Genomic DNA, 25,043 nt, shown 5'->3' on the forward strand with positions numbered 1-25,043 from the left:
CGTCTCCAATGATCGGTTATTTCTTGTCCTTGGTCAGCGCGCTGCCGAGGCCGGTCATGGAAATGAACATCTCGCCGAATCGTTCCGCGAGCTTGGGATCGAAGGTGAACCAGGTCTTCATCAACGCCTCGGGCGAGACCTTCTCGATGTTCGACAGCATCTGCTCCTGCAGCTTGTCCATCACCGCGGTCTGCATGGGCTGCACGTCGGGAAGTCCGAAGAACTGCCGCGCTTCCTCCGGCGTGCAATCGATCTCGACGTTGACTTTCATGGCCGCTCCACAGTCCTGCATTGACGCATCAAGCAGTATCGCCGCGACTGGCGCTGCGATGCAAGCGATCCGACACGACGGTGTGAGGCTTCAACCGAAGCGTTCGGCTGAGAACGGTCGCGGATCGGTCAGCGGCTGTTCACCGGTCATCATCTCGGCGAGCAGCCGTCCGGTGACCGGGCCGAGCGTCAGGCCATGATGCTGGTGGCCGAAATCGAACCACAGGCCGGGATGGCGCGGCGCGCGGCCGATCAGCGGCAGCATGTCCGGCAGGCACGGCCGTGCGCCCATCCACGGCTGCGGCTCGATGGTGTCGCCGAGCGGGAACAGCGCGCGCGCCACCGGCAGCGTCTGCGCGATCTGCACCGGCGACGGCGGCGCATCGCGTCGCGCGAACTCGGCGCCAGTCGTGAGGCGAATGCCGCGATTCATCGGCGCCAGCAGATAGCCGCGATCAGCGTCGAGCACCGCGTGCTGCAGGCTGGCATTGCCGCGCGGCGTCAGATGGACGTGGTAGCCGCGCTTGACGCCGAGCGGGAAGCGATAGCCGAGCGGCTTGAACACCAGGTCCGACCACGGCCCCATCGCCACCACCGCTTCGCGTGCGGTGACGATTCCAAGCTCGGTCGCAACCCGCCAGCCGCCCTCTTCCTGCTGCAGCGTGCGCGCGTCGCCTTTGACGAAGCGGCCGCCGCGCCGGGAGAACAACGCCGCGTAGGCTTTGACCAGACCGCCCGGATCGGGGATCGAGCCGGGCTCCAACCAGTGGATCGCCCCGGCAAAATCGCCGGTGAGGTTCGGCTCGCGTTCGGCGATTCCGGCACGATCGAGCACGTCGGCGACGACGCCGAACTGCCGCGCCCGTTCGAGATCGCCGAGCGCCTTGGCAAAGCTTTTCGGCGAACGAAACAGCTTGATCCAGCCGGTCTTGCGCAGGAGCTCGGGCACGCCCGCGTCGGCGATCAGCGCCTCGTGCTCGGCGAGGCTGCGCCGGATCAGCGGCAACGCGGCCTGCGCGGTCTGCGCCGCGCGGCGCGGTGACGAGGCGAGGAAATACCGCACCAGCCAGGGCAGGAATTCGGGAATGCCGGAGAGCTGATAGTGCGCGTCGGCCGAACCGTTCAGCGCGTAGCGCAGCAGATGGCCAGGATCGCGCGGAAACATATAGGGAAACACCGAGGCGCATTCGATCAGCCCGGCGTTGCCGTAGCTGGTCTCGTCACCTGCCGTGCCGTTGCGGTCGACAAGAACCACATCCCGGCCGCGGCGCTGCAAGTGCAGGGCTGCGCAGACACCGACAATGCCCGCGCCGAGCACCACGACATCGGTCTCGTTCCGCTTCATGGTTCCGAGTTAAGCGCATCGGTGCGAATTCGCAAATGCCAAACCGCATTTGCAATGGTGCCATAACGGCGCGGCGGAACTGACGCCGCGCGTTGCAAACAGCGTCGTCATTCGACGCTCAAACGCCGGGCAACGCGCTCTCTTTCGCATCATTGCGACAGAACAGATTCACGAGGTCGCATCACAGATGTCGCCGCGATGACGAATCGCACCCGCAAAAAGGAAAATGGCGGGCCGATCGGCCCGCCATTGGTTGGTCGGAATGTCTCAGCCCCGGCTCAGCTCGGCTTCAGCGCCGGCGAGCCGTGCTCCATCTCGTAGTCCTCGATCTGCTTGGCGCGATCGGACTCCAGCGCGGCGCGGTGATCGGTACCGATCGCCACATACACAGCCGGCAGCACGAACAACGTGAACAGCGTGCCGATCATCATGCCCGAGACCACGACGAGACCGATCGAGAACCGGCTTGCCGCGCCTGCGCCCGAAGCGGTGAGCAGCGGCAGCAGGCCGGTCACCATCGCGGCCGTGGTCATCAGGATCGGCCGGAGCCGCACCCGCGCCGACTGTTCGATCGCAGTGCGCTTGTCGAGCGCCTCCTTGATCTGCAGCTCGCGCGCAAACTCGACCATCAGGATGCCGTGCTTACTGATCAGGCCGACCAGGGTGAGCAGACCGACCTGGGTATAGATGTTGATCGTCGCCACGCCGAAGAACAGCGGGATCAACGCACCCGAGATCGCCATCGGCACCGAGATCATGATCACCAGCGGGTCACGCAAGCTTTCGAACTGCGCGGCGAGCACCAGGAAGATGATGATCAGCGCGAAGCCGAAGGTGATGGCGAGCTGGTTGCCTTCCTGCACGTACTGCCGCGCGTCGGCGAGGTAGTCGTGGCTGAAGCCGGACGGCAGGTTCTTGGCCTGCTGTTCGAGGAAGTCGACCGCCTGACCGACGGTGACGCCCGGCATCGGCACCGCCTGGAAGGTGGCGGAGTTGAGCTGGTTGAAGTGCGACAACGCGTTCGGATCGGTGGCGGTCTCGATCGTCACCAACGTCGACAGCGGCACCTGCTGCCCGCTGGCGCTCGGCACGTAGAAGCCGTCGAGCGACTGCGGGGTCAAACGGTCGGCGCGCGGCACCTGCGGGATCACCTGATACGACCGGCCTTCGAGGTTGAAGCGGTTGACGTAGTTGCCACCCAGCAGCGTCGCCAGCGTGGTGCCGAGCCGCTGCATGTTGATGCCGAGGTCGCTCGCCTTGGTGCGGTCGATGGTCACCCGCACCACCGGCTGGTTGAAGTCGAGGTCGCTGTCGGCGACGATGAACAGGCCGCTCTTGCGCGCCGCGTCCTTCAGCTTGACCATCTCCTCGTAGACGGCGCGGAAGCCGGCCGTGGAGTTGATCACCATCTGGATCGGCAGGCCGCCCGGACCGCCGGGCAGCGGCGGCAGGTTGAAGGCGAAGGCGTTGACGCCTTCGATCTTGCTCAGTTCCTTCTGCACCAGCGGCTTCAGCTGCATCGCGGTCCGCTTGCGCTCGTCCCACGGCTTCAGCAGCATGCCCGCGATGCCGTTGTTCGGGCCCGAGGTGCCGTTCAGGATGAAGCGCAGGTCGGTCTCGGGGAAGCTGGCATAGGCCTTGTCGAGCTTCTCGCCGTAATAGTTGGCGTAGTCGATGTTGGCGTATTTCGGCGCCTTGGTCACCGCGAACACGATGCCCTGGTCTTCTTCCGGCGCCAGCTCCTTGGAGGTGTGCGTGTACATGAAGCCGACCAGGCCGAGGATCACCACGGCGAACAGACCGGTGATCGGACGGTAGTCGAGCGAGCGGTCGAGCTGCCGGCCATACCAGCGGGTGATCGAGCTGAACACGTGGTCGACCTTGCGGGCGAACCAGCCCTGGCTCTCCTGGTGCTTGAGCAGCACCGAGCACATCATCGGCGACAGCGTCAGCGCGATGATGCCGGACACGATCACCGAGCCGGCGAGCGTGAAGGCGAATTCGCGAAACAGTGCACCGGTCAGACCGCCGAGGAAGCCGATCGGCGCGTACACCGCCGCCAGCGTGATGGTCATCGAGATCACCGGACCGACGATCTCGCGGGCGCCGATCAGCGAGGCCTGAACCGGACTTTTCCCCTCCTCCAGATGGCGGTGGATGTTCTCCACCACCACGATGGCGTCGTCGACCACGAGGCCGATCGCCAGCACCATCGCCAGCAGCGTCAGGAGGTTGATCGAAAAGCCCATCGCCAGCATCGCGGTGCAGACACCGATCAGCGACAACGGAATCGTCACCACCGGGATGATGACCGAGCGGAACGAGGCGAGGAACAGGAAGATCACCACGATCACGATGCCGACCGCTTCGATCAGCGTCTTCTCCACCTCGTCGATCGACGAGCGGATGAACTTGGTCGAGTCGTAGGCGACCTTCATGCTCATCGACGGCGGCAGGTTGCGTTCGATCTCGGGGAACAGCGCCCGCACGCCGGTGACGATGTTGAGCGGGTTGCCCTGCGGGGTGGCCTGCACGCCGATGAAGATCGCGCGCTCGCCGGAGAACGCCACGCTGCTGTCGGTGCTCTGCGCCGCCAGTTCGACGGTGGCGACGTCCTCCATCCGCACGAAGCCGCCGCCCTGCGCCTTGACGATCATCCGTTTGAATTGATCGACGTTCTGCAGGTCGGTGTTGGTGGTGATGTTGGAGACGGTCAGATAGCCCTTGGTCTGACCGGCCGCCGCCTGGAAGTTGTTGGCCTGGATCGCGGCCGTGATGTCGTTCGCCGAGACGCCGCGACCGGCCATCCTTATCGGATCGAGCCAGATCCGCATCGCGAACGTTTGGCCGCCGAGAATGTCGGCGGAGGCGACGCCATCGACGGTGGACAGCACCGGCTGCACCACGCGCGTCAGATAGTCGGAGATCGCCGACCCCGACAGCTCGTTGCTGGCGAAGCCGATATACATCACCGCCGTGGTCTGACCGGTGGATTTGACGATCACCGGGTCGTTGGCTTCCTTCGGGATCAGGTATTTGACCGAATTCACCTTCGCCAGCACTTCGGTGAGCGCCTGGTTGGGATCGAAGTTGAGCTTGACGTAAACCGTGATCAGGCTCTGCCCTTGGGTCGACGACGAGGTGATGTAGTCGACGCCTTCGGCCGAAGCGACCGCCTGCTCCAGCGGCGTGGTGATGAAGCCCTGCATCAGATCCGGCGACGCGCCCGGATACGCCGTGGTGATGGTGACCACGGTATTGGACAGCTTCGGATACTGGCGGATCGGCAGCGTCATCGCGGCGCGAAAGCCGATCAGCAGGATCAGCATGCTGACCACCAGCGACAGCACCGGGCGCTTGATGAAGATGTCTGTGAGGACCATACGGACGCTCCGTGGCGCACACCCGTCGCGCCTTGCGCGGCCGAGCTGCGGTTGAGTTGTCCCCGGACGGCGACGATCGCCGGCCGGACCTATTCAATGGCGAGCGGGCCGCGCCGAAGGGCGCAGCCGGCGCTCCGGCTATTAGTAACGCGGCGGCGTCTTCGGCTGCGGCGGAGGCGGATCGGTCGAGATCGCAACCGCGGCACCCGACTGCAGCTTGAGCTGGCCGACCGCGACGACGCGATCACCCGCTTTCAAACCGGTCTGGATCACGGTGCGGCCGTCGATGCGGTCACCGGTGCGCACGAAGGTCCGCACCGCCGAAAGCTTGGCCTTGCCGTCCTCGCCCTTCTCTTCCTTGATCAGGAAGACCGAGTCTCCGTACAGCGTGTAGTCGACCGCAGTCTCCGGCACGGTGACGACCGCCGGCTTATCCGGCAGCACCACGATGGTGGTGGCGAACATGCCCGGCCGCAGCACGTGCCCCGGATTGTCGAGCGTCGCCTGCACCCGGATGTTGCGGGTGTCGGACGAGATCTGCGGCTCGATCGTGGTGATCTTGCCGTCGAACACCCGGCCCGGATAGGCATCGACCTTCAGCCGCACGGCCTGACCGACAGCCAGCGTGCCGGAGTCTTTTTCCGTCACGGTGATGTTGGCATAGACCTGCGACAGGTCGGTGAGCGTCACGATCTGGGTGCCGGCGCTGAGATACTGGCCGACTTCGACGTGGCGCACGCCGAGCACGCCGTCGAACGGTGCTCGCACCTTCTTCTGCGAGATCAGCGCTTCGGTCTTGGCGATGCCGGCATTGGCCTGATCGTAAGCGGCCTGCGCCGAGTCCACCGTCGCCTGCGGGCCGAACTGCCGCGCGGCGAGCTGCTTGGCGCGATCGAGCGACAGCTCGGCAACCTTGGCCTGCGCCCGGTAGTTCGCCAGATCGGCCTGCTCGGTTTCGTCGAACAGCTTGACCAGCAGCGTGCCCTGCTTCACCTCCGAACCAGCCTGAAACAGGATGTCGGTGATGCGGCCGGAGACGTCGGAGGTGACGTTGACCTGATGCACGGCAGCCAGATCGCCGACCGCGGTCAACAGATTGGGCAGCACTTCGGTCTTCGCCTCGGCGACCGTCACCGTGATCGGCGGCGGTTTGTTGTTGGCGAAGAACTGCGCAATCATATGGTTGCGGAAAGCGTTGAAGCCGACCAGGCCGCCGACCAGCAGCGCCAGCAGCAATCCGACGATGATGAACCAGCGCACCGTCCGCACCGGGCGCGGGCGGGGCTTCTCGCTGGAGCTCCGCGCCGACGGCGGAGTTTCTGTCGCAAGCGTCATGTCATGCACTTTCTGTCGTTTCCGCCTTTATCCGGCCCGGCGACAATTCGCGGTCGAGATGGGCGGCAATTACGGCTTCGTTCAGACCAATTCCACGTAGGATGAATTCACACATCTGGCGCTCGTGACTCGCGGCATCGCCGTAGCTCAGGCACGGCACCGACGGCAGCCGCGCCAGCGCCGCCATCAGCAAGGTGTGGTGGGCGAACCAGAACAGGTTCATCGGTTCGTTGCCGATCCGCACCGCGTCGCCCGCTTCCACCGCCCGCTCCAGCGACGACACGAAGGTCCGCCCGATCAGCCCGGCGACCTTCTCGTACACCAGACGGGCAAACTCGCCGTCATCGAGCTGGCTCGAGACCAACAGCCGCAGCCGCTGGTCCTCTTCCTGCTCCGGCTGATCGGAGGCATGCAGGAAGTGCTCCACCATCTCCCGCACCAGCACCACCAGCGTCTGGGTCGAGGGCTCGGCGCCGAGCAGGTCCATCAAGGCCGGATCGGCTTCACGCTCGCACGCCAGGATCTCGGCATACAGCGCCGCCTTGCTCGGGAAATGCTTGAACAGCAACCCTTCCGAGATCGACGCGGCGGCCGCGACGCTCTTGGTGGTGGTCCCTGCAAAGCCATTCCGGGCAAAGCAACGCTTGGCTGCGCCCAGGATCAATTCCCGGCGCAAGTCGCTGGTCATGCGCAGTGAAGTCATCTTGTGAGTAGGCACTCACCTTTGCAATTGTCAATCGGGATCGCTGCGACGCACTAAATCGTGAGTGTTGAGGAAGCCGCCCTAGCGGCCGGCCCCGGCCCACGGACCGGGCGCATGACATGCGTCGCCCCGGTTCCCGCCGCAAGACCTGACCCGCAGATTTCCCGACCGTTTCGGCAACGTCGTAAATCGCCTATAGACGTAAAAAACGGGAATGACATGGAAACGGCCCCAGCAGAGCTCGCGGAAGCGTTCGATCTCGCACGTCTGACGCCCGACTTTTATGACAACCCCTATCCGACCTACCACGCGCTACGAGCACACCAGCCGGTCAAGCGGCTGGCGAGTGGCGGCTATTTCCTGACCCGCTACGACGATCTGGTCGCGGTCTATAAGAACACCACGCTGTTCTCGTCCGACAAGAAACGCGAATTCGCGCCGAAATACGGCGATTCGCTGCTGTTCGAGCACCACACCACCAGCCTGGTGTTCAACGATCCGCCGTCGCACACCCGCGTCCGCCGCCTGATCATGGGGGCGCTGACGCCGCGGGCGATCGCCGGCATGGAGCCGGGCCTGATCGCGCTGGTCGACCGGCTGCTGGATGCGATGGCCGCCAAAGGCCGCGTCGATCTGATCGAGGACTTTGCCGCGGCGATCCCGATCGAGGTGATCGGCAACCTGCTCGGCGTGCCGCACGACGAACGCGGGCCGCTGCGCGGCTGGTCGCTGGCGATCCTCGGGGCGCTTGAGCCGGTGATCGGGCCGGAGGCATTCGCGCTCGGCAATGAGGCGGTGGCGGAGTTTCTCGGCTATCTCGACACCCTGATCGCCCGCCGCACCGCCCAGCCCGGCGATCCGGAGCGCGACGTGCTGACGCGGCTGATCCAGGGCGAGACCGGCGGCGAGAAGCTGACCGCCAAGGAGCTGCTGCACAACTGCATCTTCCTGCTCAACGCCGGACACGAGACCACCACCAACCTGATCGGCAACGGCCTGGTGACGCTGGCGACCATTCCCGATCAGAAGCAGCGGCTGATCGCCGAGCCCGCGCTGATCAAGACCGCGGTCGAAGAAATCCTGCGCTACGAAAGCTCCAACCAGCTCGGCAACCGCATCACCACCACTGAGGTCGAGATCGGCGGCATCACCATGCCGGCCAACACGTCGCTGACACTGTGCATCGGCGCCGCCAATCGCGATCCGGCGCAGTTTGCCGATCCCGACCGGTTCGACGTGTCGCGCAGCCCGAACCGGCATCTCGCCTTCGCGTCGGGTCCGCATCAATGCGCCGGCATGGCGCTGGCGCGGCTCGAAGGCGCGATCGCGCTGTCGCGGTTTCTCGCGCGCTTCCCGGACTACGTCCTCGACGGCCCGCCGCAGCGTGGTGGCCGGGTCCGGTTCCGCGGTTACCTCAGCGTCCCCTGCCGGCTCGGTTAGCGCCGGCCGCTCCATCGCGCCGCCGCATTGTGCTGCGAGGTCTCACCCCCGACAGCCTTCGTTGCTTCGCCTCGGCGTGCAACCGGTAGCGGCGCGTTGTGATTTCGATGATCATGGTGTGCAGAGATTCGTCCGGTCCGTGGGGCCCAGAACGATCACGAGCGAGGCGTAGTGAACCGACCGACGATCATGCATGGCGCCTCACGGCGCTTCAGGACGCCCGCCCTCCTCACCCTGGCGACGCTGCTCGGCGTTGCAGCCCCGGCGCCTGACGCCGACGCCAAACGGGCGCGCCCGGCGGCGACCACCGAGGCGACCGCGCCACGCGAAGCCGGCGAGCCGATCATGGCGATCGTCTCGATCAAGGGCCAGCGGGTGACGCTGTACGACTCCGAAGGCTGGATCTATCGCGCGCCGGTCTCGACCGGCACCACCGGCCGCGAAACCCCGGCCGGCGTGTTTGCCGTGGTCGAGAAGGACAAGGACCACCGCTCGACGATGTACGACGACGCCTGGATGCCGAACATGCAGCGCATCACCTGGAACGGCGTCGCGCTGCACGGCGGACCGCTGCCGGGCTATCCGGCATCGCATGGCTGCGTCCGGATGCCGTACGAGTTCGCCGAGAAGCTGTTCGACAAGACCCGGATCGGGATGCGGGTGATCGTGTCGCCGGAGGACGTCGAGCCGGCCGATATCAGCCATCCGGTACTGTTCTCGCCGAATGCCGAGGCGCTGGCCGCCGCGCCGACGCGCGCCGAGATCGCGGTCCGCGAGGCCGAGCAGGCCGCGCAGGCGGCCGATGAAGCCAAGGCCGCCGCGACCGCAGCCGCCCGCGCGGTGAAACCGCTCAAGGACACCTTACGCAAACTGGAGCGCGCCAAGGCGCGGGCCGAGGCGGCGCTGAAGGCGGCCGACAAGGTGCTGGTCGCCGCCAGCACGGACGAGGCCAAGGCCAAGGCGGAACAACGGCAGCAACAGGCGGCACAGCAACTCGGCGAAGCCACCACCCAACTCGAGACGGCCAAAGCCGACGCGGACGCCAAGCATGCCGCCGCAGCCGCCACCAAGGAGGCTGCGAAGGCCGCCGCGGCGAAGAAGGCCGAGACGGCGAAGCTGGCGACCGACGCCAAGCTCGCGCAGGAGCCGGTGTCGATCTACATCAGCCGCTCGACCCAGAAGCTCTACGTCCGCCGCAACACCCGCAAGCCGCTGCCCGACGGCGGCGAATTGTTCGACTTCTCGATCGAGGTGCCGGTGATGATCCGCGATCCGGAGCGGCCGATCGGCACGCACATCTTCACCGCGATGGCGCGCAACGACGCCGGCCTGCGCTGGAGCGCGGTGACGATCGAAAGCGTCGATGATGCCAAGAGCGCGCTCGACCGCGTCACGATCCCGCCGGAGGTGCTGGAGCGGATCGGCCCGACCGCGCTGCCGCGCTCCTCGATCATCATCTCCGATGAGCCGCTGAGCGCAGAGACTAACTACCGCACCGAATTCGTCGCGGTGCTGAGCGACCAGCCGCAGGGCGGCTTCATCACCCGCAAGCCCACCAGCAGCGACGTTCCGGTGGCCAGCAGTGATGACTGGAACGATGGTGGCTTCGGCTTCTTCTTCCAGCCGAGGGAGCAACGCGTCCCTGCGCAGTCCCGGCGCGGCCGCTACGGCGAAGGCTATTACCGCCAGCCGCAAGACTACTACCGCCAGGAGCAGCCGGGTTGGTGGTAGCGCGTGCCGCGCTACGCACCTTCCTCCGCCGCTTCGTCGAGAGCTTGGGCCGGCGTCCTTTGCACCAGCAGGGTCGGAATCCGGCGGGTGCCGCTGCGCACCGTGACGACACGGGTGTCGGCGTGACGTCCGGCCCGTGAAGCGGTGACGGTCAGGCCGGCGGCCAGCAGCCGCTCGCGCGCCGCCTCGACATCGTCGACACGCCAGCCGACGCCCCACAGCTTGTCATTCTTGGCGTCCGAGCCCGCAACCGGCCTGTGCACCACCTCGATCCTGAGATCGCCGCAGTGAAACGACATCAGCCGCCCCCAGTCCTGCTGCGAGCGGTCCAGCGCCATGTCGAGCCCGAGCCTGGCGCCGTAAAGCGCTGCGGCGCGATCCGGATCGGAGGTCGAGATCACCAGATGATCCAGGCCGACCACCGGCGCCGGCCCGGTCACTTGTGAGTGCGGCCGCTCGGAGCCGAGCTGGAGGAAGAACATCCGCACGCCGCGGGTGGTCTCGGTCGCGGTCCGGGTCCTTTTCCACGTCAGCGTCGCGCCGGTGACGCGGTCGCGGCCTTCGACGTCGGCGACCGGCGTCGGCTGCAGCGCCACCCGATCCAGCCGATAGCGCGCAGCTGCCGCGTCGGCGACCCGGAAGCACAGGCTGGCGATCCCCTCGCCCTGCAGCTTGATCAGGGTGCGCAGCCGCTCCGCGGACTGCGAGGTGCCGGCCGGAGCCATGAATTCCAGCGACATGTTGTCGAAGGTAAACAGAACGTTGTCGGAGCCCTCGTCGCCCCCGCGCCAGGCCGGCGCACGCGCCAGCAGCGTCTCATAGGTCGCGACCGCCTCGCCCAGATCGCTGACCAGGACGACGAGATGATCGATGGCGGTGATCATGGACGTTCCCCCGCAAGCACGCCGCCCCACGCAGTGATTTGCCGCACGATGCTATCGGGTTTGCCGCGCCGGTTCATCGGCGCGCAATCCCCGGGCGATGCCGAGGTGCCGCAGCCACTGGACGTGCCATAAGCCGCTCGCTCGCACGCGACTGCCACCCTCGCCTCCCTGATCGCGCCTGCCCGGAACAAGGCAGCGCGCGCGCCGTTATGACTGGATTTTCGGCGAAACCGCTGTCGTATCAGTTGTGACCCTGCGGAAAATTTTAGCGAATGCACTGCGAACGGCAATGCTATGCTGACGCGCCGGAACAGGTCGCAGCCTCGGGACTCTCATGCACGCACTCTTCATCGGACAGACCTATATCGACGTCACCTTCATCACCGACCATCTGCCGACCGGCGACGAAAAGCACGTGGCATCCGACTACGCGGTGTCGTTCGGCGGCAACGCGGTGACCGCGGCGTTCTGCTGCGCCAAGCTCGGGATCGTGCCCGACCTGATCGCCACCGTCGCCAACGACTGGCTCGGACGGATGTTTCAGGACATGAGCGCGAAATACGGCATCGAGATTCATCCGCGCAAGGTCGCGTCGTCGTCGCTGTCCTTTATCATGCCGAAGGACGGCAAGCGCGCCATCGTCCGCTGCCGCGACGACGAACACATCCATCCGTTTCCGCTGCTCAATCTCGGCCCTTGCCGCGCCCTGCATGTCGACGGCCACCAGCCCGATGCGGCGATCCATTACGCCAAGCTGTGCCGCGAGGCCGGCATCCTGACCTCGCTCGACGGCGGCGGCCTGCGCACCAACACCCACGAGCTGTTGGAGTTCATCGACGTCGCGATCGTCGCCGAGCGACTGTGCGAGCAGATGGACATGACGCCGGAGAAGATGCTCGACTATCTGAAGTCGCGAGGCTGTCGGGTCGGCGGCGTCACCCTCGGTGAGCGTGGCCTGTATTGGTACGACGAGGCCGGCACGGTCCGCACGCTGCCGGCGCTGCCGATCCCGCGCGAGCGGGTGATCGACACCAACGGCGCCGGCGACGTGTTCCACGGCGCCTATGTGTTCTCGTACCTGAACAACCCCGCGCAGAGCTGGCAGCACCACTTCGAATTCGCCCGCGCCGCCTCGACCTTCAAGATCCAGAAGCTCGGCAACGAAGCCGGCCTGCCGACGGTCGCGGATATCGAAGCCGTCAAGCGCGAGTTCGCGGCAGTCGCGTGAAGCCCTGCGACGTCGTTGCGAGGAGCGAAGTGACGAAGCAATCCAGTTCAGTACCCAGGGCCTCTGGATTGCTTCGCTTCGCTCGCAATGACGACAGACCGCCTTATGCCGCCGCCTTCTTCAGGTCGAAGCTGAGATCGGCGGCCTGTTCGGGCGTCACCGATTTGTCGAGGGGGAGGATCTTGCGGCCGAACACGTGATCGGCGGCGCGGTTGACCGACTCGATGCCGATCAGCTTGCCGGCCTTGTAGCAGAACGCCGAGAACGACCGCTCGGGGACGCTGCCGCGGATCACCACCTGATCGAACCCGGCGGTCAACCCGACGATCTGCAGCTTGTCGTCGCCCTGATCGGACCAGAACCACGGATAGCCGTCATATGGTTTGGCATCGCCGGTGAGACGCGCAGCGACGCAGCGCGCCTGATCGGTGGCGTTCTGCACCGACTCCACCCGCATCGTCTCGCCGAACCGAACGCTCTCGAACAGCGCGCAGTCGCCGATCGCCGAGATGTGCGGATCGCTGGTGAGAAGCTGCCGGTTGACGATGATGCCGGCGGCGGTCGGCAGGCCGGCGGCGGCGGCGATCTCGACGTTCGGAATCACGCCGACGCCGACCACGACGAGATCGCAGGGCAACGTGCTGCCGTCGCTCAGGACGACTCCGGTGACGCGGTCACCCTCGGCGTCGATTTCGGTGGCACGAACGCCGTAGTGCATCCGGATGCCAGCCGCGCTGTGGCGGTCGTGGAAGTAGCTGGAGATCTCCGGCGTCACCACGCGCGCCATCACCCGCGGCGCCAGTTCGACGACGTCGACCTCGAGTCCCTTGGCCCGCGCCGTCGCGGCAAACTCGAGACCAATGAAGCCGGCGCCGATCACCACGACATGCTTCTTGTCCGGCATCCGCTGCCGCAGCACTTCGCTCTCGTCGAGCGTGCGCAAGTAAAGCACGTCCGGCAGCGACGCGTTGGGCACGTCGAGCATCCGGTTGCGGGCGCCGGTGGCGAGCACGAGGTGGCCGTACTCGATCGCGGTGCCGGAGGCGAGCAGCAGCTTGCGGCCCTCGCGGTCGATCGACACCATGCGGTCGGAAATCAGCTCGATCGCCTGATCCTGGAAGAACTTCTCCGGACGAAACATCAGCGAGTTCGGATCGCCGCCGCTCTTGAGATACGCCTTCGACAGCGGCGGGCGCTGATACGGCAGATGCTTCTCGTCATTGATCAGCGCGATGCGCCCGGCGTACTTCGCCTGGCGCAGTGATACGGCGACCTGAAATCCGGCGTGTCCGGCTCCAGCAATCAAGACCGTGTCGTTCATCGTTGAGCTCGTCGTGTGAGGGAAACAGCGCGGCGGACGCGCGGGAGGTGGGGATCGGCCCCAGCCTCTAGCACACTCAGCCACCGCCGGTCAGCACGTTTGCCCGGGCGACTGCCCCACCGCATCAATAGATCGGCGGCCGCAGATCGAGGATCTGCCCCTTGGGATCCGACAGCATATCGAGCGCCACCGCATCGACCAACAGCGGACCACGCGAGCGGGTGACCGCACCGACCCGCTCGACCCTGCCGAACGCGCCCTGCAGATCCGGCCGGGCCGCGGCGTTGTCGACGCCGACCAGCAGCAGCGGCCCCGCCAATTGCTGGGCCGTCGGCGCCGGCGCCGCGAGCCAGCGGAAACGTTCACCGCGCTGAACCACGCAGGTGCCGGGCGGCAGATAGAACGCCAGCCAACCAGTGGTGCCGTAATCGTCGGTCAGCACGCAGCTCGCGCCGATCCGCCGCCGCACTTGATCGATCTCAGCGACCATCTGCGGCACACCAACGCCGACCGAGCGTACCGTCGCATCGCGCCGATAGCCGGTCAGCGCACCGGTGTTCACCTGGACCACCACCAGCGCGAACAACACCGCGCCGGTCGACACCGCCCAGCGCCGGCAAACCGTAACCACGCGCGCGATGCCGGGCGTCCAGTGCGGATAGGCCGCGCCCACCGCGGCCGCGAGCGCGAACGCCGGATACAGCGGGCTCAGCCAGTTCGCCTCGACCCGGTCGTGCAGCGCCTGCCAGGCGAAATACAGCGCGATCGTCCACACCGTCGCGGCGACCAGCACGCGCGAGGCCGCCGGGCCGGTGCTGCGCTTGCCGAGCGCGATCAGTCCCATCACGCCGAGCACGAACACAAACGGCGTCGCCAACACGAACTGGGTCGGGATCAGCTCCGCGAGGAAATGCGGCTCGAACCCGCCGAGCTTGGCGCGGCCGAACTGCTTGACGAAGGAAATCCACTCATGCTGCGCGTTCCAGATCACCACCGGCGAGAACAGCGCGAACGCGACGATGCCGCCAAGATACGGCCAAGGCGACAGCAGCCAGCGCCGCAACGCCGGCACCCAGAGCAGCCAGATCAGGATGGCGGGGCCGAAGAACAGCGCGGTGTATTTCGACAGCAGCGCCAGCCCGACCGCGACGCCGACCGCAAGCCACCACACGCCCCTGCCCGTCGCCGCGACTTCGGCCAATGCGAGCAGCACGAAGCTGGACGCCACCAGCAGCGGCGCGTCCGGCGTGACAATGGTGGTGCCGGCCGACACCATCATGGTGGCGTTGAGCAGCACGGTTGCGGTGGCGGCGATGCGTTCGTCGTCGAACAGCAGAACGGCGGCGCGCCACACCGCCCAGCTCATCGGCAGCGCCAGCAGGATCGACACGAGACGGACACCAAACTCGGTGTCGCCGGCGATCAGCGTGCCGAGCTTGATCACCACCGCCACCATCGGCGGGTGATCGAAATAGCTGAGCGCGAGATTCTTCGACCAGGTCCAGTAATACGCCTCGTCGAAGGTCAGTGGCGTGACCGCGGCGGCGATGAGCCGAAGCGCAACCAGTCCAACCACGACCAAAATCGTGGCGACGGCGGGACGCCGCATCGCGTCGCTCATCGGCCGGTCATCGCTTGCGCCAGACGAACAGGCCGGACATCGCGTAGTTCCACACCACGCCCATCAGCGCACCGGCCGCGCCTGCCAACCACCAGGTGATGTGCTCGTTGTAGACCGCGAAAGCGACGCCGACATTGGCCAGCAGACCGACGCCGCACACCAGATAGAACAGCAGCAGGCCACGGACGATCGCGAAGCCTTTGAGCCGCTGGTCGCGATAGGTCAGGAAATTGTTGAGGATGAAGTTGCTGGTCATCGCCACCAGAGCGGCGGCGCCCTGCGCCTCGGCGAACGGCTGCTCGAACAGCTTCAGCACCACGAACAGCGTGACGAAGTGCACCACCACGCCGGTGGAGCCGACCAGCGCGAACAGGATGAAACGCAGCGACAGCACGTCATGGCTGAACTTCGCCAGCACCAGGCCGAGGAAATCCAGCGCCACCATCGAGTCGAGCTTGCTCTCGCCGTGCAGCCGCGAGCCGAAGGTAAACGGCACCTCGACGATGCGCAGGCTACCGCGCGCGGTCGCGATCACGTCGAGCAGGATCTTGAAGCCCTGGGTCGAGAGCTCCGGCGCAAGCTGTTCGAAGCGGTCGCGGCGGATCATGAAGAAGCCGCTCATCGGGTCGGCGACCTCGATCTTGAGCGCCTTCTGGGCGACCTGGGTGGCGATCGCGCTGATCCCGGCACGCTGCCGATCAAAGCTATCGGCGCTGCCGCCTTCGATATAGCGGCTGCCGATCACGAGATCGGCGGCGTTGCTCTCCAGCAGAGACAGCATCTTGGCGAGCTGGGTTTCGTCGTGCTGCAGATCGGCGTCCATGACGGCGGCGAACGGGGCACCGGAGGCGAGGATGCCTTCGATGCAGGCGCCCGACAGGCCGCGGCGGCCGATCCGCCGGATGCAGCGGGCGCGCGGATCGCGGCGCGCCATTTCGCGGACCACCTGCCAGGTGCCGTCGGGGGAATTGTCGTCGACGAAAATGACCTCCCAGGCCACGCCGGCAAGCGCTGCTTCCAGCTTGCGGAACAGCAGTTCGACATTGTCGCGTTCATTGAAGGTCGGGACGACCACCGAGAGCTGCAGCGGAACCGCCGCAGGCTGGGCACGGGTCGCGACCGCGGCTGGGCTGGCATCGATCATCGCGCCATGCGTATAGCGGCGCACCCGCGCTCTGCCAAGGCGAGCCCCGGTCGATTTGGATCAGAAATGTACTGAAATCGGGTGGCTACGGTGGCCCAAAAAGGTCAACGACCACGAACAACAGGTGCGCGTACATCCGGCGCTCCCTACTATTCAGTGGTCGTCTCGGCGTCGCACGCTCCGGATCGAAGCATCGACGTCGCCGTTGCAACCAAGATAGGAACGGGGTGCAACTTTCGCAAGGGGGGAGACATGAAGAAAGCTCAGGCAGGCGACATCCGGATCGGCATCGGCGGCTGGACCTACGAGCCGTGGCGCGGAGTGTTCTATCCGGACAAGTTGCCGCAGCGGCGGGAGCTTGAATACGCCGCCTCCAAGCTGACCTCGATCGAGATCAACGGCACCTTCTATGGCTCGCAGAAGCCGGAGAGTTTCCGCAAATGGGCCAGCGAGGTCCCGGACGACTTCGTGTTTTCGCTGAAGGGACCGCGGTTCGCGACCAACCGAAAAGTGCTGGCGGAAGCCGGCGAAAGTATTGAACGATTCTACCATTCAGGCGTGCTCGAACTCGGAGACCGGCTCGGTCCAGTGCTGTGGCAGTTCGCGCCGACCAAGAAGTACGACGAAGCCGACTTCGGCAAATTCCTCGAGCTGCTGCCGCGGGAGATCGACGGCCGCAAGCTGCGGCATGTCGTCGAAGTTCGTCATGACAGTTTCAAGACGCCGGCGTTCATTGCGCTGCTGCGCGAGCACAACATTCCGGTCGTGTACTCCGAGCACGCGACCTATCCTGAGATCGCCGACGTCACAGGTGATTTCGTCTATGCACGGCTGCAAAAAGGCAAGGATGAGATCGCCACCGGCTATCCGCAGAAGGCGCTTTCGGCATGGGCCAAGCGGCTGCAACTCTGGGCCGGCGGCGGCGAGCCCGACGATCTGCCGAAGGTCGACGCGTCGGCGGCAAAGCCGCACAAGCGCGACGTGTTTGCCTATGTGATTCACGAAGGCAAGGTGCGCGCGCCCGCTGCCGCGATGGAACTGATCAAACTCGTCGGCTAAATTGCGACGGTACACCGCCAACTGAGCGGACGTGCCGCGCGACATTGCGTCACCGCAAGGCGTTGCGGCCGATCAATAGGTTAGCTGAAGGTGCCGGGCTAGGCTCGCGCACATGTACTACATCAACAAAAGGATCCGTTTTCGGATGGACAAGATCGACTTCATGAACGGACAGATCAAGGCGCTGGTCAACTTCGCCAATGCGCTGATCAAGTCGCATCCGTCGCCGGCGATTCTGCGCCACCATTTCGAAACCAAGGCCCGCGCCGCCCCACACGCACCACAGGGCCTGTCCCTGTCCGAGGCTTACATCGACGGCATGGCCGATATCGATCGTCAGCTTGCGGTGGCGCTCGAGCACGCCATTGCGAGCCGCGACCAACATGATCCGCAGCCGGACTAATCCCATCGACAACCCTACAACGCACTAGACAGCCACCACAACCATAGCTCTAATACGTAGAATTTATCGCGTATTGGTTGCTTACCTGAGTAGTGGCGATGCGTTGCGTCTGGGTGGTAGGCGCGTTTAGCCTTTTTGCGATCTTGATCGCGCGAGCCGGCTGCGCCGCCGCCCAGACGTTCGATCCCGCCCTCGACGAGCCTGAGCTCGAACTTCCGGAGCCGTCCTCGTTTGATCTCGGCACTGTCGGTCCGCCGGACATCGCGAGTGTCGACGCCAATGACGACGAGGGACTAAGCGGCGACCTGTCGGCGGGACGAAACAACTTCTCTCCTCTGGCCGACTTGGCAGCCGACCGGTTCAGCGGCGGACAAGGACATGGGTCGCTGCTGTTCGGCGGCTACGATCTGTGGCGCAACGGCGCATCGCTGTACGGCGGCTTCGAATGGTTCGGCGGCGGCGCGGCCGAGAATGGCCCGGTGGTCCGGCTGATGCTGTCGGAAGCGCTGGAGCGTTACCAGGCGGGGCGTTTCACCTATATCAACGACATCTCCCGCGCCTCAGTGCTGGCGGGATGGCGTTTCAAATCCGGCGCGTTCGAGTTGAAGATCCTCGCCGGCCCCGATCTCGAGAACCGCGCTTCGATGCCCGATTTCCGCGAGCAACGTTGGCGCGGCACCCATGGCGGCGTGCGCATCGCAGTGGAGAGTTGGGCCGAGCCGACGCCGGAGACCATGCTGTCCTCATCGTTCTACGCCACCACCGTCGCGGGCAGTTACGGCGCCAGGCTGGCCGCCGGCTGGCGAATGTTCGACGCGTTCTGGCTCGGGCCGGAGATGTCCGGCTCCTCCGATGAGTTCAGCCGGCAGACCCGGATCGGACTCCATCTCACCGGCTTCGAGGTCGCGGCGATGGAATGGTCGGCGGCTGCCGGCTACGTCCGCGACAGCTACGGCCGCAGCGGCATCTACAGCCGCCTCGGCGCGTCGCTGAGGCGGTAGCAGACCCCATACGATCGCGAACGCTGAGCCGATCAATCGAGCGTGCGGCGGAATCGGGTGACGGCGATCGTCATCGCGATCAACATCAACGTCAGCAGCGCGACGGCGTCGTATTGCAGATTCTCCAGCGTCGAGCCCTTCAGCATGATCGCGCGGACGATGCGCAGGTAATGCGTCAGTGGCAGACACTCGCCGATGTACTGCGCCCAGATCGGCATCCCGGCGAACGGAAACATGAAGCCGGACAGCAGGATCGACGGCAGGAAGAACATCATCGACGCCTGCATCGCCTGCAGTTGGTTCTGCACCAGCGTCGAGAAGGTGTAGCCGATCGCGAGGTTCGTGGTGATGAACAGCGTCGACAACAGCGCCAGCATCGCCAGGCTACCGCGCAGCGGCACGCCGAACAGCAGCACACCGATGCCGAGGATCAGCGACGCCTGAATGAAGCCGACACCGACATACGGCAGGATCTTGCCGAGCATCACCTCGACCGGGGTGATCGGCATCGACAGCAGGTTCTCCATGGTGCCGCGCTCGATCTCGCGGGTCACCGACAGCGCAGTGAAGATCAGCATGGTCATGGTCAGGATGGTGCCGACCAGACCAGGCACGATGTTGAGCCGTGACGAGGCGGCCGGATTGTAGCGGGCGTGGGCGCGGATCTCGAACGGCGGATTGGCGGGGTCGCCGCCGACGCGGTCGTGCATCAGCGCGGTCTGCACGATCTGTCCGAGTGCCGATAGCGCCGAGCCGGCCGCAACCGGATCGGTGGCATCAGCTGCGACCAGGATCGCCGGCTTCTCGCCCCGCCGCACCGCGCGTTCAAAGCCACGCGGGATTTCGACCCCGAACAGCACACGCCCCGACAGCAATAGATCGTCGAACTCGGCGACGCTATGTACTTCACGGGTGAACTTGAAGTACGCGGTGTTCTCCAGGGCTTTCAGGATGGAGCGGCCGAGGTCGGAATCCTCCTGCAGCAGCACCGCGGTCGGCAGATGCCGCGGCGTGGTGTTGATGGCGTAGCCGAACAGCAGAAGTTGCATCACCGGGATCACGATGATCATCGCGAAGGTCAGCCGGTCGCGCTTGAGCTGGATCAGCTCCTTGACCAGCATCGCGTAGGTGCGGCGCAGGAAGCCGAACCGCGGCTCCTTGATCGGCGCGCCAGGCTTCGGCGCATCGGCACCAACTGCGGTCATTGGAAGTTGTCCTTCGACCGGCTCATCAGCTCGATGAACACATCCTCGAGCGACGGCGCGCCGTGCTGCCAGGTCTGCCGCGGATCGTTGCGATACGGCGCCAGCGTCTGATCGAGCGCGGCCTGGTCACGCCCGGAGACGTGCAGGCTGGTGCCGAACGGTGCCACCATGTCGACGCCCGGCTTGCCGGCGAGTTCGTGTGCCAGCGGGCCGAGGCCTTCGCCGGTGGCGACCCACGTGGTGAGTTTCGAGCCCGCGATCACCTGATCGACGGTGCCGTGCGCCAGCAGATGGCCGTAGGCTATATAAGCGATTTCGTGACAGCGCTCGGCCTCGTCCATGTAGTGGGTCGAGACCAGCACGGTGAGACCTTCAGCGGCGAGCGCGTGAATCTCGTTCCAGAAGTCTCGGCGCGCTTTCGGGTCGACGCCGGCGGTCGGTTCGTCGAGCAGCAGCAACTGCGGGTTCGGCAGCGTGCAGGCACCGAGCGCGAGCCGCTGCTTCCAGCCGCCGGAGAGTTCGCCGGCAAGCTGCTCCTCGCGGCCTGACAGGCCGAGCCGCTTGATCATCTCGCGCGCCGCGCCGCGCGCATCGGGCACGCCGTACAGCCGCGCGACGAATTCGAGATTCTCGCGCACCGACAGGTCCTGATACAGGCTGAAGCGCTGCGTCATGTAGCCGACTCGACGCTTGATCTTGGCGGCATCGGTACGGATATCGAAACCGAGACAGCTGCCCTCGCCGCGGTCCGGCGTCAGCAGACCGCACAGCATCCGGATCGTCGTGGTCTTGCCGGAGCCGTTGGGGCCGAGAAAGCCGTAGATCGAACCGCGCTTCACCTGCATCGACAGGTCGTACACCACCTCGCGGCCGTTGAACGACTTGGTGAGGCCGCGAACATCGATCGCGATGTCGCGCGCATCCGCCGCGAGGGTCGGCGCGGCGGTCATGGCTTGCTGGCCGCCACCGGCGAAGGCGCCGCGGCCGCCGGCGGCAAATACACGCTGACCGGCTGGCCGACCCGCAGGCTCACGGGTTTGTTGGGCCGCGCCTGGATCAGATAGACGAGCTTGTTGCGCTCATCGAGGCTGTAGATGACCGGCGGCGTGTACTCCGCCGTGGTCGAAATGAAATAGATCTCGGCCGACAGATCCGCCGCGCAGTTATCGCATGTCACCCGCACCTTCTCGCCGATCGCCAGCTTCGGCAGCTCCGGCTCCGGCACATAGAACCGGATCTTCATGTTGCCCGGCGGCAGGATCGACAGCACCGGCTTCTGCGCCGCCACCATCTCGCCTTCGCGGAAATAGATCTGCTGCACCGTGCCGGTCACCGGCGCGCGGATTTCGCGGCGTGCCAGCCGCGTCTTCGAGGTCTCCACACGCGCTTCCGCGACGCGCAGGGTCGAGATCGCGGCATCGAGATTGGCCTGAGTGCCGGAACCGGTCTTCGACAGCGATTGGGCGCGGTCGAAGGTCTGCTTGGCGTTGGCGAGCGTCGCAAGATTCTGATTGAGATCGGCCTGCTGCAGGTCGTCGTCGAGCGTGTAGATCAGCTCGCCGGTCTTCGCCTCGTCGCCTTCGCGCACCTTGAGCTTAGTGATGCGGCCGGATTCGTCCGGGCTGACGAAAATCAGATCGGCCTCGACCCAGCCCTGATAACCGGGATCGTTGCCCTTGCCGCAGCTTGCGAGCGCCAGCGCGAGTAGCGCCGCGGCGCAGCCGCGCAGAATGAGCGAGGGTCGCGTCATGACGCCGTCCTTTCGCCGAAGATCAGATCGAGATGCGCGCGCAGCATCGCCTGGACGTCGAGCGGCGCGAACCGGCCGAACAGGCCCTGCCAAATCACCGAGAGCACCACCGGCGCGACCGCGAGCTGCGGAAACTGCGTCAGCGCCGCAGAACTGATTTCGCCGCGGGCGACGCCGAGCTCCAGGATGCGGCGGATGCCGGCGACGCCGGGCTCGACCACGTTGCGGTAGTGGAATTCCGCCAGCGACGGAAACCGCGTGCCCTCCGCCATCACCAGCCGCAAAATCTCGCCGCGCCGGGTCTGCGCGACGTCGTTCACGAAGGCGTCGGCGAAGGCTTCGAGCATCTGCCGCGCCGAGACGCCGGGCGACGGCTGCGCCGTCAGCCGCTGCATCGTCGGCACCAGCGCGGTGCGCACCAGCTCCTGAAACATCGCCTCTTTGTCGGTGAAGTGCAGATAGATCGTGCCCTTGGCAACGCCGGCACGCTTGGCGACGTCATCGATCCGGGTCGCCGCGAAGCCGCGCGCGGTGAACTCGTCGAGCGCCGCCTCGATGATCGCGGCGCGCCGTTCCGCCGCCTTGGCGGCGCGGGTCGAGATCGCCTCGTTTTCCGAGGCTGGCTTGGCCGCTGACGCAGAGCCGCGGGCCGCGGCGGCCCGCTTCGCAGCGACGGGAGCAGAAACCGAAGGAGCAGTTGAGGCGCGCTTCATTTTCACATTATGACTGACCGGTCAGTCATAATCAAGATCTGCGCGCTCCGCCCTTTGGCGGGTGGGCCGTTCAGGCGCTGACGCGATTCCGGCCGGCGCGTTTGGCGCGATACAGGGATTGGTCGGCGCGCTGAATCGCATCCGCCAGCGTTTCGGCCGGTACAGGGGGCGCGATGCCGACGCTGATCGTCACGACACGCCCCTGGCCAAGACCGGGATGCGGGATCTGCAGGTCGCTGACTGCATGACACAGCCGCTCCGCCGTCTCGCGCAACTCGGCCTCATCGAGCCCGGGCAGCACCACGGCGAATTCCTCGCCGCCATAGCGCACCACCACGTCGCAGGAGCGCAGGTTGCGGCGAACGGCAGTGACGATCTGCTGCAGGCAGCTATCACCGGCGGCGTGACCGCCGTGATCGTTGAACAGCTTGAAGTGGTCGACGTCGATCATCAGCACGCTTTGCCCGAGCGACGGCACGAGCGAGGCTGTCTCCTGCTCGATCAGCTCGTCCAGATAGCGGCGGTTGAACACGCCGGTCAGCGGGTCCGTCGTCGAGAGCCTTCCGAGTGCGGCGTTGGCCTGGCGGAGTTCCTGCTTCAGCAGTGCGTCGCGGCGGCGGATCTGTTGCAGTTCGGCGATCTGCGCGTCCTTGCGCTGCCGGGCGCGCAACGCGATCACACAGGTGACGAGGCACAGCCCGACCAGATCGATATTGGACCAGGCCGGCGGCCACCGCAGACCGGAGACGACGATCAGAGTGTAGAGCGCCGCCGCCGCGATGGTCATGATCCTGGTCGCACGCCACGGCAGTGCCGACACCAGCGTGCCGGCGAAAATCACGAACAGCGCCGCCATCATGTAGCGCCCGGCGAACGGCTCCGGCGCGAACTGCCCGATCGCCGTCACCGACAGCGCGAAGGCCACGACCGCGGTGGCCTGAGCAGCCGTCTGTAACGGCCGATCAGCAGGCCGACGATTGAGCGCGAGCGCAAGCAGCACCAGCGGCGTCACCACCAGCAGACGGAGGCCGAGGGCCAGCGCCAGATGCTGCGGGTCTAATGCGAAAACGTCGATCGTGAGGGCGGCGATGTTGACGAGCAGTGTCCCGATCAGGAAACGCCGCCGCGCACCGGCGCCACGCATCGGATGCTCGGAGTCCTGCGCATCGGAGGCTCGGCGGTCGTTGTCGGCGGGGAACTGATCGGTCACGCTCTGGTCCGTAGAATCGGCGATATCGCCGCTCCCGTTATTGGGCTCTCGCCCGCTTATGTCGCGTTGATGCAGGACATCCGCCCACGGTTTCGAGCTGCAATGCCTAATGACAGACTAAGCCTCTCCCGACGAGGCTAACGATCGGGAACAGCCGACAGCATCCGGGATTGTCCTGACAGAAACCTTTTCAGGGAGAGAACAGATGTCGACGGAATGGCTTTGGGGTATCGGAATTATCGTACTCGGCATCGCGATCGCCTACGCCGTGATGCGCAACCGGACGCGCAGCGCCGCCGAGAAGCAGATGACCGAGACGGCAGCGAAGCAAAACTACCGTACCGAAGATCTCCGCGAACGGCCACGGCCGATGCCGGAGTAGTGTGCTCAGGCATGGAATTTGAGACCGTCGAGGATCTTGTCGACCACCTTGCGATCGGCCCGGACAGCCAAGCCGACCAACGGCAGATCGGCCCGCGCGACCGCCTTCACCGCTTCGCGGTTGGCTGCGTCGTGCGTGGTCTTGAACATCGCTTCGGTGTAGATCGCCGGCTTGACGTTGCGGGCGAGCGCCCGCTCCAGCGCGCGCGATAATCCGGGTCCATCGGCACCGTAAACCAGGATCGGCTGACCGATCAGCGGATGATACGGCGTGCCGCTGCCGTCCTGATACGGTTCGCCGATGCACTCCGGGAACGCCGCGGCGATGCCGGAGGTAAGAAACGCCGCAACGTTCAGCTTCTGCCAGGCTTCGAGATCGGTGCGGGATCACGAGCGCGATCTTGGTATCGAACTGCATACACTGCTGATACCGCGACGTCCCTGCCCTGTCAGTTCACGATCGTCTCAGGACAGCCCGCTCAGCCCTTGGCGTCGCACGCCCAGGCGCGGATCACGCATTCCTTGCCGCCGTATTCGTAGCAGCGCCGGGTCGCGGCGTTGAGCGAAGAGGAAATCCTCGATTCGACCGCATAGCCGTGAGCGCCGCAGGGGTTGCTCATGTCGACGGCCAGCGCCGCACAGGCCCGGCGCATCGTCAGCATGGTGCACTCGCCCTTGCAGCGCTGCCGCGCCGCGGCGATCGCGGCCGCCTCCGCCGGATAGTCAAAGGCTTGGCCGTAAGCGCCGCATTTGCCGACCGCCAACGCACCAGCAGCATTGGCTGGCGCAATGAGATGCAAACACGCGATCCAAACAACCGCCATCAGCGCGGCTTTCCGCCACGCGGCAATCAATAATCGCAACGTCCCCTCCCCCGAGGTTCAACCCGGGTTCCAAATTATCTGGACGGCCGTTT

The 25,043-nt window shown here is 65.7% G+C and carries 22 protein-coding genes and 1 pseudogene; 7 read left to right on the plus strand and 16 right to left on the minus strand.

The window, feature by feature from the left end:
• Positions 1 to 16: 16 nt before the first annotated feature.
• From HZF03_RS19080 to HZF03_RS19100, 5 genes are all read right to left on the minus strand, one after another.
• On the minus strand, positions 17 to 271 hold the full coding sequence (locus HZF03_RS19080) for a DUF6489 family protein (protein ID WP_011159311.1): 255 nt from the start codon (positions 269 to 271) through the stop codon (positions 17 to 19).
• A gap of 90 nt (positions 272 to 361) precedes the next feature.
• Entirely contained in the window at positions 362 to 1,615 is a 1,254-nt protein-coding gene (locus HZF03_RS19085; RefSeq protein ID WP_104512661.1) for an FAD-dependent oxidoreductase, read from the minus strand.
• Between the two features lie 278 nt (positions 1,616 to 1,893).
• Positions 1,894 to 4,998, minus strand: coding sequence for a MexW/MexI family multidrug efflux RND transporter permease subunit (locus HZF03_RS19090; RefSeq protein ID WP_011159313.1), 3,105 nt, complete (start codon positions 4,996 to 4,998; stop codon positions 1,894 to 1,896).
• A gap of 141 nt (positions 4,999 to 5,139) precedes the next feature.
• Entirely contained in the window at positions 5,140 to 6,333 is a 1,194-nt protein-coding gene (locus HZF03_RS19095) for an efflux RND transporter periplasmic adaptor subunit (RefSeq protein ID WP_011159314.1), read from the minus strand.
• A 1-nt stretch (position 6,334) separates the two neighbouring features.
• Positions 6,335 to 7,036, minus strand: a complete 702-nt coding sequence (locus tag HZF03_RS19100; protein ID WP_011159315.1) for a TetR/AcrR family transcriptional regulator — start codon at positions 7,034 to 7,036, stop codon at positions 6,335 to 6,337.
• 219 nt (positions 7,037 to 7,255) lie between these two features.
• Between HZF03_RS19100 and HZF03_RS19105 the strand changes: the two genes are divergently transcribed.
• Together HZF03_RS19105 and HZF03_RS19110 are read left to right on the plus strand one after the other, a co-directional pair.
• Positions 7,256 to 8,476, plus strand: coding sequence for a cytochrome P450 (locus HZF03_RS19105; RefSeq protein WP_119018040.1), 1,221 nt, complete (start codon positions 7,256 to 7,258; stop codon positions 8,474 to 8,476).
• A gap of 171 nt (positions 8,477 to 8,647) precedes the next feature.
• Positions 8,648 to 10,207: a L,D-transpeptidase gene (locus HZF03_RS19110; protein WP_119018041.1), complete on the plus strand. Its 1,560-nt coding sequence runs from the start codon at positions 8,648 to 8,650 to the stop codon at positions 10,205 to 10,207.
• Positions 10,208 to 10,218: 11 nt separating this feature from the next.
• Here HZF03_RS19110 and HZF03_RS19115 read toward each other — a convergent pair whose 3' ends face one another.
• The gene (locus HZF03_RS19115; protein ID WP_119018042.1) at positions 10,219 to 11,091 is read right to left on the minus strand and encodes a VOC family protein; all 873 of its coding nucleotides are present in this window, start codon (positions 11,089 to 11,091) and stop codon (positions 10,219 to 10,221) included.
• Positions 11,092 to 11,425: 334 nt separating this feature from the next.
• On the opposite strand from HZF03_RS19115, the gene HZF03_RS19120 reads away from it, so the two are divergent.
• Entirely contained in the window at positions 11,426 to 12,319 is an 894-nt protein-coding gene (locus HZF03_RS19120; protein WP_119018043.1) for a sugar kinase, read from the plus strand.
• A 103-nt stretch (positions 12,320 to 12,422) separates the two neighbouring features.
• On the opposite strand, the gene HZF03_RS19125 is transcribed toward HZF03_RS19120, so the two are convergent.
• From HZF03_RS19125 to HZF03_RS19135, 3 genes are all read right to left on the minus strand, one after another.
• The gene (locus HZF03_RS19125; protein ID WP_119018045.1) at positions 12,423 to 13,640 is read right to left on the minus strand and encodes an NAD(P)/FAD-dependent oxidoreductase; all 1,218 of its coding nucleotides are present in this window, start codon (positions 13,638 to 13,640) and stop codon (positions 12,423 to 12,425) included.
• A gap of 124 nt (positions 13,641 to 13,764) precedes the next feature.
• Entirely contained in the window at positions 13,765 to 15,261 is a 1,497-nt protein-coding gene (locus HZF03_RS19130; protein ID WP_119018046.1) for a glycosyltransferase family 39 protein, read from the minus strand.
• Between the two features lie 7 nt (positions 15,262 to 15,268).
• Positions 15,269 to 16,405, minus strand: coding sequence for a glycosyltransferase (locus HZF03_RS19135; RefSeq protein WP_119018060.1), 1,137 nt, complete (start codon positions 16,403 to 16,405; stop codon positions 15,269 to 15,271).
• A gap of 252 nt (positions 16,406 to 16,657) precedes the next feature.
• On the opposite strand from HZF03_RS19135, the gene HZF03_RS19140 reads away from it, so the two are divergent.
• The 3 genes from HZF03_RS19140 (at position 16,658) to bcsS (ending at position 18,868) form a co-directional block, all read left to right on the plus strand.
• Positions 16,658 to 17,464, plus strand: a complete 807-nt coding sequence (locus tag HZF03_RS19140) for a DUF72 domain-containing protein (protein ID WP_119018047.1) — start codon at positions 16,658 to 16,660, stop codon at positions 17,462 to 17,464.
• 145 nt (positions 17,465 to 17,609) lie between these two features.
• Positions 17,610 to 17,867 carry a hypothetical protein gene (locus HZF03_RS19145; protein WP_011159324.1) on the plus strand — a complete coding sequence of 86 codons (258 nt, stop codon included), beginning with the start codon at positions 17,610 to 17,612 and terminating at the stop codon, positions 17,865 to 17,867.
• Between the two features lie 143 nt (positions 17,868 to 18,010).
• The gene (gene bcsS, locus HZF03_RS19150; RefSeq protein ID WP_234832205.1) at positions 18,011 to 18,868 is read left to right on the plus strand and encodes a cellulose biosynthesis protein BcsS; all 858 of its coding nucleotides are present in this window, start codon (positions 18,011 to 18,013) and stop codon (positions 18,866 to 18,868) included.
• Positions 18,869 to 18,900: 32 nt separating this feature from the next.
• Here bcsS and HZF03_RS19155 read toward each other — a convergent pair whose 3' ends face one another.
• The 5 genes from HZF03_RS19155 to HZF03_RS19175 all read right to left on the minus strand — a co-directional run bounded on the left by HZF03_RS19155 (position 18,901) and on the right by HZF03_RS19175 (position 23,746).
• Positions 18,901 to 20,073 (minus strand): ABC transporter permease, encoded by a 1,173-nt coding sequence (locus tag HZF03_RS19155; RefSeq protein WP_011159326.1) that lies wholly within the window; start codon positions 20,071 to 20,073, stop codon positions 18,901 to 18,903.
• A complete protein-coding gene (locus HZF03_RS19160) occupies positions 20,070 to 21,023 on the minus strand; it encodes an ABC transporter ATP-binding protein (RefSeq protein WP_119018049.1) in 954 nt (317 codons plus the stop codon). Before HZF03_RS19160 ends, HZF03_RS19155 begins: the two co-directional genes overlap by 4 nt.
• Positions 21,020 to 21,823, minus strand: coding sequence for an HlyD family secretion protein (locus HZF03_RS19165; RefSeq protein WP_011159328.1), 804 nt, complete (start codon positions 21,821 to 21,823; stop codon positions 21,020 to 21,022). Before HZF03_RS19165 ends, HZF03_RS19160 begins: the two co-directional genes overlap by 4 nt.
• On the minus strand, positions 21,820 to 22,536 hold the full coding sequence (locus tag HZF03_RS19170) for a TetR/AcrR family transcriptional regulator (protein WP_119018050.1): 717 nt from the start codon (positions 22,534 to 22,536) through the stop codon (positions 21,820 to 21,822). The genes HZF03_RS19165 and HZF03_RS19170 overlap by 4 nt, the downstream gene beginning before the upstream one ends.
• A 70-nt stretch (positions 22,537 to 22,606) precedes the next feature.
• Positions 22,607 to 23,746, minus strand: coding sequence for a GGDEF domain-containing protein (locus HZF03_RS19175; protein ID WP_119018051.1), 1,140 nt, complete (start codon positions 23,744 to 23,746; stop codon positions 22,607 to 22,609).
• 205 nt (positions 23,747 to 23,951) lie between these two features.
• Here HZF03_RS19175 and HZF03_RS19180 point away from each other — a divergent pair, with 205 nt between their 5' ends.
• Positions 23,952 to 24,128: a hypothetical protein gene (locus tag HZF03_RS19180; RefSeq protein ID WP_012497174.1), complete on the plus strand. Its 177-nt coding sequence runs from the start codon at positions 23,952 to 23,954 to the stop codon at positions 24,126 to 24,128.
• Between the two features lie 5 nt (positions 24,129 to 24,133).
• Here the strand turns inward: HZF03_RS19180 and HZF03_RS19185 are convergent.
• Together HZF03_RS19185 and HZF03_RS19190 are read right to left on the minus strand one after the other, a co-directional pair.
• Positions 24,134 to 24,545, minus strand: a pseudogene (locus HZF03_RS19185) (DUF2000 family protein).
• 61 nt (positions 24,546 to 24,606) lie between these two features.
• Positions 24,607 to 24,951: a DUF4189 domain-containing protein gene (locus tag HZF03_RS19190; RefSeq protein WP_119018061.1), complete on the minus strand. Its 345-nt coding sequence runs from the start codon at positions 24,949 to 24,951 to the stop codon at positions 24,607 to 24,609.
• Positions 24,952 to 25,043: the final 92 nt, after the last annotated feature.

Origin of the sequence: Rhodopseudomonas palustris, assembly GCF_013415845.1 — a bacterium.
Taxonomy (GTDB): Bacteria; Pseudomonadota; Alphaproteobacteria; order Rhizobiales; family Xanthobacteraceae; genus Rhodopseudomonas; species Rhodopseudomonas palustris_F.